16 protein-coding genes are annotated in these 15,560 nt (G+C 48.3%); 7 read left to right on the plus strand and 9 right to left on the minus strand.

The window, feature by feature from the left end; genetic code table 11:
• The 8 genes from BZJ17_RS16570 to hutC all read right to left on the minus strand — a co-directional run.
• Positions 1-695 (minus strand): aromatic amino acid lyase (locus tag BZJ17_RS16570; protein WP_198534220.1); only part of this gene is annotated, 695 nt, incomplete at its 3' end.
• Positions 696-705: 10 nt separating this feature from the next.
• Positions 706-2,394 carry a urocanate hydratase gene (gene hutU / locus BZJ17_RS16575; RefSeq protein ID WP_077641468.1) on the minus strand — a complete coding sequence of 563 codons (1,689 nt, stop codon included), beginning with the start codon at positions 2,392-2,394 and terminating at the stop codon, positions 706-708.
• A gap of 2 nt (positions 2,395-2,396) precedes the next feature.
• Positions 2,397-3,413, minus strand: a complete 1,017-nt coding sequence (gene hutG / locus BZJ17_RS16580; protein ID WP_077641469.1) for a formimidoylglutamase — start codon at positions 3,411-3,413, stop codon at positions 2,397-2,399.
• Positions 3,410-4,633, minus strand: coding sequence for an imidazolonepropionase (gene hutI, locus BZJ17_RS16585; protein ID WP_077641470.1), 1,224 nt, complete (start codon positions 4,631-4,633; stop codon positions 3,410-3,412). Before hutI ends, hutG begins: the two co-directional genes overlap by 4 nt.
• Positions 4,634-4,781: 148 nt before the next feature.
• A complete protein-coding gene (locus BZJ17_RS16590; RefSeq protein WP_077641471.1) occupies positions 4,782-5,573 on the minus strand; it encodes a transporter substrate-binding domain-containing protein in 792 nt (263 codons plus the stop codon).
• A gap of 249 nt (positions 5,574-5,822) precedes the next feature.
• Positions 5,823-6,614 carry a transporter substrate-binding domain-containing protein gene (locus BZJ17_RS16600; RefSeq protein WP_077641473.1) on the minus strand — a complete coding sequence of 264 codons (792 nt, stop codon included), beginning with the start codon at positions 6,612-6,614 and terminating at the stop codon, positions 5,823-5,825.
• A 249-nt stretch (positions 6,615-6,863) separates the two neighbouring features.
• The gene (locus tag BZJ17_RS16610) at positions 6,864-7,604 is read right to left on the minus strand and encodes a transporter substrate-binding domain-containing protein (RefSeq protein ID WP_347230985.1); all 741 of its coding nucleotides are present in this window, start codon (positions 7,602-7,604) and stop codon (positions 6,864-6,866) included.
• 6 nt (positions 7,605-7,610) lie between these two features.
• The gene (gene hutC / locus BZJ17_RS16615; RefSeq protein ID WP_077641475.1) at positions 7,611-8,315 is read right to left on the minus strand and encodes a histidine utilization repressor; all 705 of its coding nucleotides are present in this window, start codon (positions 8,313-8,315) and stop codon (positions 7,611-7,613) included.
• A gap of 252 nt (positions 8,316-8,567) precedes the next feature.
• On the opposite strand from hutC, the gene thrS reads away from it, so the two are divergent.
• From thrS to BZJ17_RS16655, 7 genes are all read left to right on the plus strand, one after another.
• A complete protein-coding gene (thrS, locus tag BZJ17_RS16620) occupies positions 8,568-10,496 on the plus strand; it encodes a threonine--tRNA ligase (RefSeq protein WP_077641476.1) in 1,929 nt (642 codons plus the stop codon).
• Between the two features lie 3 nt (positions 10,497-10,499).
• A complete protein-coding gene (gene infC, locus BZJ17_RS16625; protein WP_069587637.1) occupies positions 10,500-11,045 on the plus strand; it encodes a translation initiation factor IF-3 in 546 nt (181 codons plus the stop codon).
• A 95-nt stretch (positions 11,046-11,140) separates the two neighbouring features.
• Positions 11,141-11,335, plus strand: coding sequence for a 50S ribosomal protein L35 (rpmI, locus tag BZJ17_RS16630; protein ID WP_069587638.1), 195 nt, complete (start codon positions 11,141-11,143; stop codon positions 11,333-11,335).
• Between the two features lie 38 nt (positions 11,336-11,373).
• Positions 11,374-11,727: a 50S ribosomal protein L20 gene (gene rplT / locus BZJ17_RS16635; protein WP_069587639.1), complete on the plus strand. Its 354-nt coding sequence runs from the start codon at positions 11,374-11,376 to the stop codon at positions 11,725-11,727.
• A gap of 255 nt (positions 11,728-11,982) precedes the next feature.
• A complete protein-coding gene (locus BZJ17_RS16640) occupies positions 11,983-12,393 on the plus strand; it encodes a hypothetical protein (protein WP_077641477.1) in 411 nt (136 codons plus the stop codon).
• A gap of 489 nt (positions 12,394-12,882) precedes the next feature.
• Positions 12,883-13,173, plus strand: coding sequence for a hypothetical protein (locus BZJ17_RS16650; protein ID WP_077641479.1), 291 nt, complete (start codon positions 12,883-12,885; stop codon positions 13,171-13,173).
• Positions 13,170-13,973, plus strand: a complete 804-nt coding sequence (locus BZJ17_RS16655; protein ID WP_077641480.1) for a PhzF family phenazine biosynthesis protein — start codon at positions 13,170-13,172, stop codon at positions 13,971-13,973. Before BZJ17_RS16650 ends, BZJ17_RS16655 begins: the two co-directional genes overlap by 4 nt.
• Before the next feature lie 111 nt (positions 13,974-14,084).
• On the opposite strand, the gene BZJ17_RS16660 is transcribed toward BZJ17_RS16655, so the two are convergent.
• A complete protein-coding gene (locus BZJ17_RS16660) occupies positions 14,085-15,473 on the minus strand; it encodes a peptide MFS transporter (protein ID WP_069587649.1) in 1,389 nt (462 codons plus the stop codon).
• Positions 15,474-15,560: the final 87 nt, after the last annotated feature.

A 15,560-nucleotide genomic window follows, 5' to 3' on the forward strand; every position in this document is an offset into this window, starting at 1 on the left:
TCCAATGCCGCTTCGACAGATAGGGCACCACACACAGTGGCGGCAGCATACAAGTCTTCGGCTTCAAACAAGCCTTCTAGTGCAAATGCCGTGGATGCTTGCGTACCGTTAAGTAGTGCAAGGCCCTCTTTAGGCCCAAGCGTGATCGGGGACAGCCCGGCAATTTTGAGCGCGGCTTCACCTGAGATCACTTCGCCTTTGTAGCGTGCTTGGCCTTCACCCAACAAAACAGTACTCATGTGCGCCAAAGGCGCGAGGTCGCCTGAAGCGCCAACAGAGCCTTTCTTGGGAATACAGGGGTACACTTCGTGATTAATTAGTGCTGCCAACGCTTCGACGACGCTAAAACGAATACCCGAATAGCCGCGCGCAAGGCTGGCAATTTTGAGCACGATCATCAATCGTACTGTGGCATCGTCCATAAACTCGCCAATGCCAGCTGCGTGAGATAATACGATGGAGCGCTGTAGTGTTTCCAAATCATCAAGTTCGATACGGGTGTTAGCAAGCAAGCCAAACCCGGTGTTGATGCCATAAACCACACGTCCTTGGTCAAGGACCTCTGCAACTGTATCTGTGCTTGCTTTCATGGTGGCTTCAATGCCATCTGCAAATGCAATTTTTACCGGTTCACGGCTCACTTGGCGTAGCTGGGCAAGCGTGAGCTCGCCCGGTTGTAACGTCAATGTGGTCATTTTGCTCTCCTTAGCGCAGCGGCTGGTTAGGAATATCCAGCAGCGGTAAATCTAGGTTCTGTTCTTTGGCACAATTAATCGCGATGTCATACCCCGCGTCAGCGTGGCGCATCACTCCGGTTGCAGGGTCGTTATGGAGCACACGACCAATACGTGCATGGGCGTCATCTGTACCATCACAGACAATCACGACGCCTGAATGTTGCGAGAAGCCCATGCCGACGCCACCACCGTGGTGAAGTGACACCCAGGTCGCGCCTGATGCGGTATTAAGTAGCGCGTTGAGCAAAGGCCAATCAGAGACAGCATCAGAGCCATCCATCATGCCCTCGGTTTCACGGTTAGGGCTGGCAACCGAGCCAGAATCCAGATGGTCTCGGCCGATCACGATAGGCGCTTTGAGTTCGCCACTTTTTACCATCTCATTGAAAGCCAACGCTAAGCGTGCCCGATCTTTAAGGCCGACCCAGCAAATGCGCGCAGGTAACCCTTGGAATTGAATACGCTCTTTTGCCATATCTAGCCAGTTGTGTAGGTGCGGATCATCGGGGATCAGCTCTTTTACTTTTTGGTCAGTTTTATAGATATCTTCGGGATCGCCGGATAATGCTGCCCAGCGGAATGGCCCAATACCTTCACAGAACAGAGGACGAATATACGCAGGGACAAAGCCCGGAAAATCAAACGCATTTTCAACGCCCACTTCTAATGCCATTTGGCGAATATTGTTGCCGTAATCTAGAGTTGCCGCACCGCGAGATTGGAGTTCAAGCATGGCTTTAACTTGTACTGCCATCGATGCTTTTGCCGCTTTGACGACCTCAGATTCGTTTTCTTTTCGTTGTGCGACGGCTTGCTCCATCGTCCAGCCTTGCGGCAAGTAGCCGTTTAGAGGGTCGTGCGCTGACGTTTGATCGGTAACCACATCAGGCGTGATGTTTCGTGCCACTAGTTCTGGGAAGATATCGGCAGCATTGGCTAATAGACCGACAGAGACGGGCTTACCGGACTGTTTGGCGTCTTCAATCATTCCTAGCGCTTCATCGAGTGACGTTGCTTTGCGATCGACGTAGCCAGTGCGCAGGCGATAATCAATACGGCTTTCGTCACACTCAACCGCAATCATCGAGAAGCCCGCCATGGTTGCAGCAAGTGGCTGAGCGCCCCCCATGCCACCCAGACCCCCCGTCAAGATCCAACGTCCCTTGGCTTCGCCGCCAAAGTGCTTTTTAGCAACCGCAACAAAGGTTTCGTAAGTGCCTTGCACAATGCCCTGCGAGCCAATGTAGATCCAGCTTCCTGCAGTCATTTGGCCGTACATCATCAAGCCTTGCTTATCGAGCTCGTTAAAGTGTTCCCAATTTGCCCAATGAGGCACCAAGTTTGAGTTGGCAATCAGAACACGAGGTGCATCTTTATGAGTGGTAAAGACTCCAACGGGTTTACCGGATTGCACTAGTAAAGTTTGGTTATCTTCAAGGCGTTTTAGCACCTCGACAATCTTGTCATAGCATTGCCAGTTGCGTGCGGCTCGACCAATACCTCCGTAAACCACCAGTCCATGCGGATGCTCGGCGACATCTGGATGTAAGTTATTCATCAACATGCGTAAAGGCGCTTCGGTCAGCCAACTTTTAGCGTTTAGTTTCGTACCTGTTGGTGCTTGGATGGTCCGTGAGTCAAAACGTGGATCCGTCATGGTTACTCTCCTTGATTGTCGATACGGGTTGGCGATGCATGCAACATTGACCATGCCATGCGTGCGGCAAGGCGGCTGGTTTGTTGGTCGCGGTCATAGTTTGGGTTCACTTCGGTGATGTCACACACAGGAATACGGATGGCCTGCTGGTGGGCATCGGTAAAGATGTGTTGGAGCAAAGGCTCAATGACATGAACGGGCACACCATAAGCGGCAGGCGCACTAACGCCGGGTGCACTTGCGGCTGGGAATACATCCATGTCGAGAGTGAGGTAGAGATAATCACACCCTTGGATAAATTGGGTGAGCTTGGTTTTGAGTGCCGGCAGTGCGTCAGTGTGCATCTGGGTGTCTTCTTCGACCCAGCAATTAAGCTGCTCTGCTTTATCAAATAAGGCTTGGGTATTGCTGGTGCGACTGACGCCCAAGCAAGCATAATGGAATGGCCAGTCTCGTTGTTGGCAAAATTGCGCAATTTGTGCAAAGGGCGTCCCTGAGCTACCTTCCTGACTCAGCCCCTGGGGCGTACGCAAGTCAAAGTGCGCATCAAAATTGATAATGCCAATTTTAGGGGCGCGCTGGCCGTTTTCATACGATTGGCGCGATAAATAACTGGATAAGCCTTGAAAGCTTGCCCATGCGGTTTCATGCCCGCCACCCAGCGTTAGTACATTGTGGTGAGAAAGTGCATTCGCAATCTGTGCGCTTAGGCTTTGCTGTGCTAAGACAAGATCACCATCGTCACAGGCGATAGTGCCACCATCAAATACTGGCGGACATTGATGCCAAGCGAGGTTTGCGAGTGATTGACGGATCGCATCCGGTGCAAGCGCCGCGCCTTGGCGGCCTTTATTGCGCGCGACACCTTCATCACACGCAAAGCCAAATAAGACAGTCCCGGCGCGCGAACTTCCGTCACTCAGTGCTTGAATATGTTGATGCAAACGCAGGCCGCGCTCGCCATCTTCAGGGTCGGTACGTCCTTGCCAGAGCGACATATCGGCAGGTATATGTTTCATCCTCGGACTCCTTGCTCATCATACCAATCACCATTGACGATACGGCCAAGTAGTGGGGCGGTAGCGACCATGTAGCTGAGCTCGGCTGGCGTTTCACAGCCCCATACGGCTAAGTCGGCATCGAACCCGACAGCGATTTGTCCTTTGTGTGATAATCCCAATGCTTGCGCGGCATGGCGTGTGACACCGTATAAGTTTTCCTTGGGGGTTAAACCAAATAAGGTTGATGCCATATTCATCATCAACGTGAGTGACGCAAACGGTGAGGTGCCGGGATTAAAGTCGGTGGCAAGTGCCATAGGGACCCGGCTTTCACGAAGAGCGGCAATCGGAGGCTGCTGTGTTTCACGCAAAAAGTAAAACGCACCGGGTAGCAGCGTCGCAACGGTATCGTATTCAGCGAGGACTTGCACATCGGCCTCTGACAAATACTCAATATGATCCACGGATAAAGCGCCTGCTTTGGCCGCAGCGACACTGCCACCCAGATCGCTAAGTTGTTCGGTATGTGCTTTTACTTTTAAGCCATGAGCGTTGGCGGCGGCGAAAACACGCTCTGCTTGCTCGACACTGAACGCGATATTCTCGCAGAATACATCAACAGCATCTGCCAGTTGTTGTTCTACCACAGCCGGAATCATGGTGTGGCAGACAAAATCAATGTAGCTATCTGCATCATTACGGTATTCAGGTGGCAGTGCATGTGCGGCCAATAGCGTCGTTGATACATTGACCGGTAAGTGTTGGTCTATTGATTTCGCGACACGTAGCATTTTGAGCTCGTCTTCCAGCGTGAGCCCATAACCGGATTTGATTTCAATTGTTGTGACGCCGTCACGTATCAACGCATTGGCGCGCGGTAAAGCCAGTTCCAATAAGGTTGCTTCACTGGCTGCTCGTGTCGCTTTTACTGTCGACAGAATGCCACCACCTTGAGCTGCAATAGTTTGATATGGCACACCGTTTAAGCGCTGTTCAAACTCGCCGGCGCGGTTACCTGCAAAAACTAAATGGGTATGGCTATCGATGAACCCCGGCGTCACTAACTTGCCATTCAGTGATTGGGAGGGCCAATCCAGCGCTTCAGCGTCGTGTCCAAGGGCGACAATCTTGCCGTCTTCGACCGCGATAGATTGGTTGTCTTGGCAGCTGTAACCGTCAGATGCATAAACATCGGTGGCCATAGTCACTAATTTGGCGTGGGTATATACCTTTCTCATCGGTGATGCCTTACTACCTCTTTAAATGTCTATACAAATGTATAGACAAATAAGTGGTTGGGTACAAGAGGGGATGTAAAGGTTTTGTGATCGATTCGATCGTTTTTGTGGGAGTTTAGAGATCGGTCAGCAAGGAGGAAAGAGYAGGTTAATCGTAAGCGCCGCGATTAAAGTCAGCGACAAGTTCGTCATAGCGACCAGAATCATGCAACATTTGCAGGCCGCGGTTAATGGCGGAAGTATATTCATCGGTGTGGTCAATGTTTTTACTGATCAGCACGTGCAAAGGCGTGACACGAAAGGGGCGTGGATGTTGTAAAATCCTATCTTGCTCTTGCAGCGTAAAGTGTTCTTTAAGCAAGCGTTCGGCAACGAGACCGTTACTGATAACAACATCAACCCGACCTCCGAGTAATGCACGAAAGTTTTGTAATTCTGTCGTTGTTGTTTGGTAATTAATATCTAGGCCCCGTTTTTGCATTTGTTGAAGCATATATTCATCAAGATAACCTCGGTTAACGCCTAATTTTACGCCTTGTAAATCGGTATCATCCTGCCAATCAAACAAAAAGTGCTGACGATAGTACAGGTAAATACGTTCAGGGTAGATAGGATCTGAGTAAGCAAAGTCATTGGCGCGTTCGGCGGTGTAGCCCCAAGCCACTGATCCATCCCAACGTCCATTCTTAGCCATCACAAAAGCACGTTTCCAAGGGAAAAAACCATATTCAACCTGATAGCCGCTGTTCGCTAATGCTTCGGTAACAATATGGCTCACCAGTCCACCATGTTTAGCTCGCGCCGACATCAGTGGTGCAAATTCCCCATTCGTTAGACGGATGGTAGGCTCGGATGCCGATATGGGAGTAGGGAAGACAAAGGCAATCAACGCAAGCGAGGTGACCAAGCAGTAAAAACGAACTAACCTATCTGTGCCCATTCTCTGTCCTTGCGCAGAAGATATTTAGTATCAGTATAGACAATCAGCAATGCNGCCGACATCAGTGGTGCAAATTCCCCATTCGTTAGACGGATGGTAGGCTCGGATGCCGATATGGGAGTAGGGAAGACAAAGGCAATCAACGCAAGCGAGGTGACCAAGCAGTAAAAACGAACTAACCTATCTGTGCCCATTCTCTGTCCTTGCGCAGAAGATATTTAGTATCAGTATAGACAATCAGCAATGCTGCTAYTCATACCCACCGGCTTCGAACTCATCGAGCAATGCTTGATAACGACCGGATTCGCGTAACGCTTCTAGACCGCGATTAATAGCCAAGATAATTTCTTCAGTGTGCTCAATATTTTTGCTCACAATAACGTGCAATGGACTTTCGGTAAAAGGACGAGGATGTTGTACGATAATGTCACGCTCTTGAGGTGAAAAGTGCTCTGTAAGTAAACCTCTAGCGATCGTGTCATTGCTTATCACCACGTCAACACGACCTGACAGTAATGCACGAAAGTTTTGTAGCTCTGTCGTTGTTGTTTGGTAGCTAATGTTTAGGCCGCGCTCCTGCATCTTTTGAAGCATTTTTTCGCTGAGATAGCCTCGATTTACGCCGATTTTTATCCCCAGAAGATCGCTATCTTCTTGCCAATCAAATGAGGTGCGCTCTAGATGAAAAAAGTACGTGCGGCTGGGAAAAACAGCGTCTGAATAAACAAAATCTTCAGCTCTCTCGTTGGTGTAGCCCCATCCGACCGAGCCATCCCAACGCCCATTCTTGGCCATGACATAAGCACGTTTCCAAGGGAAAAAACCATATTCAACCTGATAGCCACTGTTCGCTAATGCTTCGGTAACAATATGGCTCACCAGTCCACCATGTTTGACTCGCGCCGACATCAGTGGTGCAAATTCCCCATTCGTTAGACGGATGGTAGGCTCGGATGCCGATATGGGAGTAGGGAAGACAAAGGCAATCAACGCAAGCGAGGTGACCAAGCAGTAAAAACGAACTAACCTATCTGTGCCCATTCTCTGTCCTTGCGCAGAAGATATTTAGTATCAGTATAGACAATCAGCAATGCNGCCGACATCAGTGGTGCAAATTCCCCATTCGTTAGACGGATGGTAGGCTCGGATGCCGATATGGGAGTAGGGAAGACAAAGGCAATCAACGCAAGCGAGGTGACCAAGCAGTAAAAACGAACTAACCTATCTGTGCCCATTCTCTGTCCTTGCGCAGAAGATATTTAGTATCAGTATAGACAATCAGCAATGCTGCTACTCATACCCACCGGCTTCGAACTCATCGAGCAATGCTTGGTAACGACCGGATTCGCGTAAGGCCTCCAGACCGCGATTAATGGCAGATGTGAATTCTTCTGTGTGATCAATTTTTCGGCTAATTAAAACGTGGAGAGGGGTAACGCGAAATGGGCGAGGATGTTGAGCAATGTTTTGCTGTTCACTTTTGGTGAAGTTATCGCGTACAAGCCTCTCTGCAATAAGTCCAGCGCTTATAACAACATCGACCCTTCCACTGAGCAGAGCCCGAAAGTTTTGTAACTCCGTCGTGGTTGACTGATAAGTAATATTAAGACCACGCTTTTGCATTTGATTAAGCATGTACTCGTCCAAATATCCCCGATTAACGCCAAGCTTTACACCCTCTAGATCAGAGTCTTCTTGCCAATTAAATACGAAGTTTTTACGGTGATATAGATAAACATAGATAGTGAAAACTGGCTCAGAGTAGGAAAAATCTTCCGTAAACTCATCCCGGAACCCCCAAGTGACAGAGCCATCCCATTGACCATTCTTAGCCATCACAAAAGCACGTTTCCAAGGGAAAAAGCCATACTCAACTTGATAGCCACTGCTTGCTAAAGCCTCGGTAACAATGTGGCTAAACACGCCACCATGCTTCATTTTAACCGAGGTTAAAGGTGCAAATTCCCCATTCGTTAGACGGATGGTAGGCTCGGATGCTGTGGCAGGATATAGCCCACGACAAACATGTATCTGCTTTTATCGATCGGTGCGTGAAGTCAGCTTGTAACGGGTGCCGGGATGGTAGAGTAGTGCCGCACTGACCAATGTTTGTTGGCTCCATGTTCTCCTATGCAGCAACAAGCACGGCTCGTCGGCTTTCATCGCTAGCGCCTGACGGACCGAATCCGAGGCAATGATCGCTTCTACCGTGTGTTCAATGGTATTTACTGGACATACCTGCGACAGGTACTCGTTGGGCGTGTGTTGACTAAAGTCTTGATGCAGATAATCGGGGGCCAATGCAGGATTAACCCACCGTTGCTCTAGCTGCAGAGGGACATTATCTGCGTAGTGCACTATCTCACTAAAAAAGACGTCAGTGCCAAGCATGACACCGAGGCGCATCGCGACATCTGCAGAGGCCGATATCCGTTTTAGGGTGCGAATATCACTACGATAGGTTTGGCCTCGCGCCGTTACTTCATCAGCAATGTTGCGGATATCCATTAGCGGCGATTCTGCTTTGGGTTGCGTAACAAATGTGCCTAGTCGCGGTGTACGCTCAAGCCGGCCTTCGTTCACCAAATCGCGTACCGCTTTATTCACTGTCATGCGACTTACATTAAACTGCGCGCAGAGCTCATGCTCAGTAGGAATACGCGCGCCCACAGGCCACACTTGCTGCTCAATCTTATTTACGATGTAGTCTTTGATTTGCTGAAAGCGGGGCGCTTTGGCCATGCGTGATCCTTTCATTGTTTATTGTGTATACAAATGAGCATTGATGAAGTTTATAACAAAATCAAGTGACTGGCAGGCGCAAATGGGTTGATAAGGACGAAAAGAAAAGGGAATTAATTGAGGGGATGACTTGCATCACAAAAGCGGTATCTTCATAATCGACGCTTACTTATTCTGCGCGGTTATTCTCAAACCGTGAAATACATTCATGTGCCACTTGGTGTGTGGCACCACTGAGAAGGATTGTTATCAATGCCTGTAATTACCCTCCCTGACGGCAGTCAGCGTGCTTTTGACCACCCCGTTTCTACTTTTGATGTTGCCAGTGATATTGGCCCAGGCCTTGCCAAAGCGTGTATTGCCGGTCGTGTAGATGGCGTGCGTGTTGACGCTTGCGACCTTATTGAAACTGACGCACAGCTAGAAATCATTACTGCGAAAGATGAAGACGGTTTAGAAATCATCCGTCACTCGTGTGCCCACTTGTTAGGTCACGCGATTAAGCAGCTTTTCCCAGAAACCAAAATGGCGATTGGTCCAACCATCGACAATGGTTTTTATTACGATATCGATCTTGAGCGGTCGTTGACTCAAGACGATCTCGATGCGATTGAAAAACGCATGAAAGAGCTGGCGAAAACTAAATACCAAGTCGTTAAGAAAAACGTCAGCTGGCAAGAAGCTCGCGATACGTTTGAAGCGCGCGGTGAGTCATACAAGATGGAAATCTTGGATGAGAATGTATCACGCGACGACCGTCCAGGCTTGTACCACCACGAAGAATACATTGATATGTGTCGTGGCCCACACGTGCCAAATATGAGCTTTTGTCAGAACTTCAAAATTTTGAACGTAGCTGGCGCGTACTGGCGTGGTAACAGCGACAACAAAATGCTGCAGCGTATTTACGGCACAGCATTTGCGGATAAAAAGCAACTTAAAGCACACCTAGTGCGTCTCGAAGAAGCCGCGAAGCGCGATCACCGTAAACTAGGTAAGCAACTTGACCTGTACCATATGCAGCAAGAAGCGCCCGGGATGGTATTCTGGCATCACAATGGCTGGACGATCTTCCGTGAGCTTGAGCAATTTATTCGCGACAAACTGACTGAGTACGATTATCAGGAAGTTAAAGGCCCATTAATCATGGACCGTATCTTGTGGGAACGTTCTGGTCACTGGGACAAGTACGCTGACTACATGTTTACCACTAACTCTGAAAACCGTGAATATGCACTCAAGCCAATGAACTGTCMTGGTCACGTGCAGATCTTTAACCAAGGCTTGAAGTCATATCGCGATCTGCCATTGCGTATGGCGGAATTTGGTAGCTGCCACCGAAATGAGCCCTCAGGTGCACTGCACGGTCTCATGCGTGTGCGTGGCTTTACCCAAGACGATGCCCACATCTTCTGTACGCCTGAGCAGGTTCAGCAAGAGGTAAGTGCGTGTATCGAGATGGTTTACGATACCTACAAAACATTTGGCTTTGAGAACATTGAAGTCAAACTGTCTACACGTCCTGAAATGCGTGTTGGCTCAGAAGAAATGTGGGATCGTGCCGAAGAGGCGTTAAACCAAGCACTGACTTCAATGGATATTCCATTTGAAGTTCAAGAAGGTGAGGGCGCGTTCTATGGTCCGAAAATTGAGTTTACTTTGCATGATTGCCTCGATCGCGCTTGGCAGTGTGGCACGGTGCAACTCGATTTTGCTCTACCAGAGCGTTTGAGCGCCACTTATGTCGGCGAAGATAACGAACGCCATACGCCAGTGATGATCCACCGCGCTATCTTGGGCTCATTGGAACGTTTCATCGGTATTCTTATCGAAGAATACGCAGGACACTTCCCTGCATGGCTCGCACCACAGCAAGCGGTTGTGATGAATATCACGGATAACCAAGCTGATTATGTGCAAGAGATTGCGAAAAAACTGCAAAAAGCTGGATTTAGAGCATCTGCGGACTTGAGAAACGAGAAGATTGGCTTTAAAATCCGCGAACACACTCTGAAGCGTGTTCCGTATATGCTGGTTTGTGGTGACCAAGAAATGGAAGCTGGTGAAATCGCAGTACGGACCCGTAAAGGTAAAGATTTGGGTAAATTCAAGATTGATGATTTCTTAGCTCAATTGAAGCAAGAAGTGCAAGATCGAACACTCAATATTGTGGAGGAATAAGGTATTAAAGGCGCAAGAAAAGCCCCGGCAAAGAAGAACGCTCATCGTCTAAACAACGAAATTCGTGGTGTCAAAGAAGTTCGATTGTCTGATGACAGCGGCGAACAACTCGGTATCGTACCCTTTGATGAAGCGCTTGCGAAAGCGGAAGCTGAAAGCTTAGATTTGGTCGAGATCAGTCCGAACGCTGAGCCGCCGGTTTGTCGTATTATGGATTACGGCAAATTCCTTTACGAGAAGAGTAAAGCTGCGAAAGAGCAGAAGAAAAAACAAAAGACTATTCAGGTTAAGGAAGTTAAATTCCGTCCTGGTACAGATGTAGGCGACTATCAGGTAAAACTACGCAACCTGGTTCGCTTCATTGAAGAGGGTAACAAGGTCAAGGTTACAATCCGATTCCGTGGTCGCGAAATGGCGCACCAAAGCATCGGTGTTGACGTGCTGAACCGCTTGAAAGAAGACACTGCTGAAATCGCTTCAGTAGAAAGCTTCCCTTCACGCATCGAAGGCCGTCAAATGATCATGGTTCTTGCCCCTAAGAAGAAGTAATTTTGGCTTCCAAGTAACGATCGGCTGCGCCGAAAGGTGCGGCCGTTTTGTTCGCCAAATTGCTATGTTATTAACACAATGCGGAGTTATTCATCATGTCTAAGATGAAATCCAACAAAGGTGCTGCTAAGCGTTTCAAGAAAACTGCTGGTGGCTTCAAGTACAAGCGCGCAACCAAACGTCACATCCTGACTAAGCGTACTACTAAGAACAAGCGTCAGCTGCGTCCAAACGCGATCCTACCAGCGTGCGAAACCGCGCAAGTAGCTCGCATGCTGCCATACGCATAAGTTTTTAGTTCTAGTTTATTTAGTTTAGGAGAGACACAATGGCTCGCGTAAAACGTGGTGTACAAGCTCGTGCACGTCACAAGAGTGTAATGAAGCAAGCGAAAGGCTACTATGGTGCGCGTTCACGCGTATACCGCGTAGCTTTTCAGGCGGTAACGAAAGCTGGTCAATATGCTTACCGTGACCGTCGCCAGAAGAAACGCCAATTCCGTCAACTGTGGATCGCACGTATCAACGCTGCGGCTCGCCAAAACGGTATGTCATACAGCCGTCTGATTAACGGCCTTAAAAAGGCATCTATCGAAATCGATCGTAAGATCCTTGCCGATATCGCGGTATATGACAAAGCAGCATTCTCTGTGCTGGTAGAAAAAGCGAAAGCTTCACTGTAATTTTTACAGTAAAGAATTGCTGAGAAAGGAGAGCTTCGGCTCTCCTTTTTTGTTATTGATGTGTGTCTAGATAATTACACTTCGTGCATATTAAAATGAGTGACGGGTACACCATCTCACTAAAATACCGTGGTATATTGCTTAGATAATAAGTTGCATAATGCCTTCGCACTTTAAGTAGGCAAAGTTCCACTGACGCTTTGTTGAGCTATTAAATCTTCATTTGCCTCCGGCCTTAGTCAGAAGGGTAATAGCATGATAACTGTAAATAAGTGGGAAGCATTTTCTGATAGCTTCGAGCAGAGAAATACCTACGTTGTTGGGCAGGCCATTATAGACACAGTGAAATCGAGACTTGCTGAGTTAGACAACCTCGGGGTAGTACTTGAGGTAGCAGCACTACTTGAATCAAAGCGAGTATTAAAACCTGGTGGTCGGCTGATTGTGATGAGCATAACCCAATACAGCATGAGTTTATTCCAGCAGATTGGACTCATGTATCGTTATATCAAAATGTACGGTAACAAGCCTGCTGGTGCGATAAAACTCACGCCGAAAAGAACACTGCAATATCTTGATGCGGCGATGTTTGAGGATATTCAAACCGAAGTTCTAGGACATGAAGTAAAAGCGTTGTATGCAGAAGCAGTGAAAGCGCGCCGTTAATGACAGATTTTTGTAGCTAGGAGAGTATTACTCATCAATGCTAAAGATTTAAATAGACTGTTAGTGCATTGGCCTTACATCGGTCAGTGCTCGTCTATTGAAAAAATCGAATGCGGGGCAGTGAATGTTACGTACAAGATTCATGCTAGGTATACCTACTTTCTGCGCTGTTATCAAACCTTAACTGACGAGCAAATCTTAYAGTCTCATCAGATTCAGCGCTCGTTAGCGGTCCAGCTGCCGTTTGTGATTGCTCCTTGCTTCACGGACAAAGCCGTATATGTCGCAATTACCATTGACTGGCGAGGAGCTGATAGATGGAGCCAGAGCTTGGGGTATATATGCGGATCATCATATTTGGCCGCTAGAGCAGGTGTACTTACACAATAATGTTGCTGCAAAGCGCTTTATTCCTCATCAGGATTTTCTGCCTTTTTCTCAGCAGTGGTGTCGTGTCGCTCACTACCTAAAAAACGATAAGGATATACGATGAACCAATACGTCTTTTTTTGTCAGCCTAACAACTGTGACCAGTTTACTTACTTGATCAAGGAATCCCCCAGCTATCTTGCTGAAAAAGAAGCATTGTTAGAGCAGGGATTGATCATCGAAGGAGATGTGATTGTTGCTGATTGTGCGGAGACTGCGATTGAAAAATTCCGCCAGATTAATCTCAATACAATCGAGGATTACATACAGCACGATCCTACCGTTGGCTTTACGACCTTTATCATGGAAATGTATCATTCGCTGCGTCGCCGGCTTGGAATGAAATCATGATTGTTGACATCTATCAGGTTGATGCCTTTAGCGCGTCATTGTTTCAGGGAAACCCGGCAGGGGTGTGCATCTCGGCGTCCATGTTGGATGAAGCTACCATGTTGGCTATTGCCGAGGAAATGGCGGTATCTGAAACCGCATTTCTTGCCTTAGATACCATGTCCTTACGCTGGTTTACACCGACTGTAGAAGTCGCACTCTGCGGTCATGGCACACTCGCCACAGCACATGTTTTGGCTGAGTGTGGTGACGTCAAAATTGGTGACAATGTCACTTTTTATACGCAGTCAGGACCTCTTGAGGTGACGGTAAAACGCGAGGGGATAGCGATGGCATTTCCTGTTCCTGAGCTTGCAGAAGTAACGCAAAACCCATCGCGGCTAGAAGCTTTGGGTCTACATGGCTCTGGTATCCGCGCGAGTTATTGCTTTGGCGAAAAAGAGCTGTTGGTGGTTGATTCTGAAGACGATGTAAAAGCGCTGTCTCCTGATTTTGCGGCGCTAAAAACGCAGCCCGGACGTGGTGTGGTGGTGACTGCGGCAAGCTCTGATAACACGGTCGATATTGTCTCTCGCTACTTCGCCCCTTGGGTGGGGGTGAACGAAGACCCAGTGACAGGATCCGCGCATTGTGCGCTGGCAGCTTATTGGTCTCAAGCACTGAGTAAAAAGCAGCTTATCGGTTATCAAGCATCCGCACGCGGTGGGTATATCAAGATGACGCTCAGCGAAGACCATGTGTTGCTACAAGGCCAAGCAGTGACTGTATTCAGCGGAAAGCTGGATTTAAGCAAGAAGTAGTCATTTATTTTCCTCGCGGTATATTTTCAAGGCACAGAATAAATTCCTCCGCGGTTAATAGCCACAAAAAAGAGACCAAATGGCCTCTTTTTCAGTGGTGAAGTGGGTGTATTACGCCACTTGTACTTGCTGTTGTTCGATTTCTTCACTTGGTGTGGCACCAGATTCAGCACCGTGCATCCAACGAATCAGTGTGCCGGATAGCGCCAGTAAGATAACACCGGAAATCGCGGCTGTTGCTGCAATACCACCGAAGATGGCCATGGCACCGTAATCGCCCACATGTGAGCCAATRATACCTGCCACATAGTTAGCGACGGCGTTAAAGCCAAACCATGCACCCATCATTAGAGAAGCCAAACGTAGTGGTGCGAGCTTGGTAACTAGCGATAAGCCGATTGGAGAGAGACAAAGCTCGCCCATGGTATGGAAGAAGAACGCGCCCACTAGCCAGAACATAGAGGTTTTAACCGCCGTGTCGCCACCTTGTTCTAAAACGGCACCAATCATGAACACAAATCCTAACGCGAGCATAAATAGCGCCATCGCGAACTTCACTGGTGAACTTGGCTCTTTACTGCCCAAGCGAACCCATAGTGATGCGACAATGGGAGCAAACACAATGATGAAGAATGGATTAAGCGATTGGAACCAAGCCGCAGGGATCTCAAAACTCCCCACCATACGATCTGTGTATTGTTGGGTATAAATATTCATCAGTCCGCCTGCTTGCTCGAAGCCAGCCCAGAAAATGATCACGAACAAGCCCATCAATAAAATCACTTTGAGGCGATCGATTTCTTTTTTCGTCAATGGAGCATTGGTGGTCGACTTATTGGCGTCTCGCGCTTGCTGTGCGGCGGGTACTTTACCGATTTCGCCCAGCCATGAGTTCGCCATGGTAAGCTGGATTGCCAAACTGATTAGCATGCCAACGCCTGCCGCGAAGAAACCGTATTGCCAACCGTAGGCACTCGTTACTGTACCAGAGACAAAACCGGCGAGCAGTGAACCAATATTGATCCCCATGTAGAAGATGGTAAAGGCACCATCTCTACGGTGATCGCCTTCGTTATAAAGGTCACCAACCATGGTTGAAATATTGGGCTTTAACAGGCCACAACCAGTGATCAGTAGGGCAAGACCAGCATATAAGGTATGCACGATATCCAAGCCATATTGGTGAGCGGGAAATGCAAGGGTGAACTGACCGATGGCCATTAAGGCACCACCGAACACCACCGCACGTCGCTGACCAATATAGTTGTCGGCAAACCACCCACCAATTAATGGCGTGATGTAGACCAAGCCTGTGTAGTAGCCATAAAGCTCAAGTGCATCTTTGGTTGACCAGCCTAAACCACCGTTAATGGTCTGATCGGTCAAATAAAGGACGAGGATGGCGCGCATCGCGTAGTACGAAAAGCGCTCCCAAAGCTCAGTGCCAAAAAGCAAAAATAGCCCACGAGGGTGGCCGAGTATATTCTTTTGGTTTTCCATAACTATCTAATTATTCACTTAAAGTTTTTGTTGGGTCTGCATTTCGTCATTTGGCGTGCAGTACGTCGCCAAGAGGGAGGGTTATGG

The organism is Salinivibrio sp. IB574, assembly GCF_001996205.1.
In the GTDB taxonomy this organism is placed as follows: domain Bacteria; phylum Pseudomonadota; class Gammaproteobacteria; order Enterobacterales; family Vibrionaceae; genus Salinivibrio; species Salinivibrio proteolyticus.

Coding starts and splice junctions, on each gene's coding strand:
- BZJ17_RS16655 (WP_077641480.1), top strand. CDS start 13,170: ATGATTGTTGACATCTATCAGGTTGATGCCTTTAGCGCGTCATTGTTT.
- BZJ17_RS16590 (WP_077641471.1), bottom strand. CDS start 5,573: ATGGGCACAGATAGGTTAGTTCGTTTTTACTGCTTGGTCACCTCGCTT.
- rpmI (WP_069587638.1), top strand. CDS start 11,141: ATGTCTAAGATGAAATCCAACAAAGGTGCTGCTAAGCGTTTCAAGAAA.
- hutC (WP_077641475.1), bottom strand. CDS start 8,315: ATGGCCAAAGCGCCCCGCTTTCAGCAAATCAAAGACTACATCGTAAAT.
- rplT (WP_069587639.1), top strand. CDS start 11,374: ATGGCTCGCGTAAAACGTGGTGTACAAGCTCGTGCACGTCACAAGAGT.
- BZJ17_RS16640 (WP_077641477.1), top strand. CDS start 11,983: ATGATAACTGTAAATAAGTGGGAAGCATTTTCTGATAGCTTCGAGCAG.
- hutG (WP_077641469.1), bottom strand. CDS start 3,413: ATGAAACATATACCTGCCGATATGTCGCTCTGGCAAGGACGTACCGAC.
- hutU (WP_077641468.1), bottom strand. CDS start 2,394: ATGACGGATCCACGTTTTGACTCACGGACCATCCAAGCACCAACAGGT.
- hutI (WP_077641470.1), bottom strand. CDS start 4,633: ATGAGAAAGGTATATACCCACGCCAAATTAGTGACTATGGCCACCGAT.
- BZJ17_RS16650 (WP_077641479.1), top strand. CDS start 12,883: ATGAACCAATACGTCTTTTTTTGTCAGCCTAACAACTGTGACCAGTTT.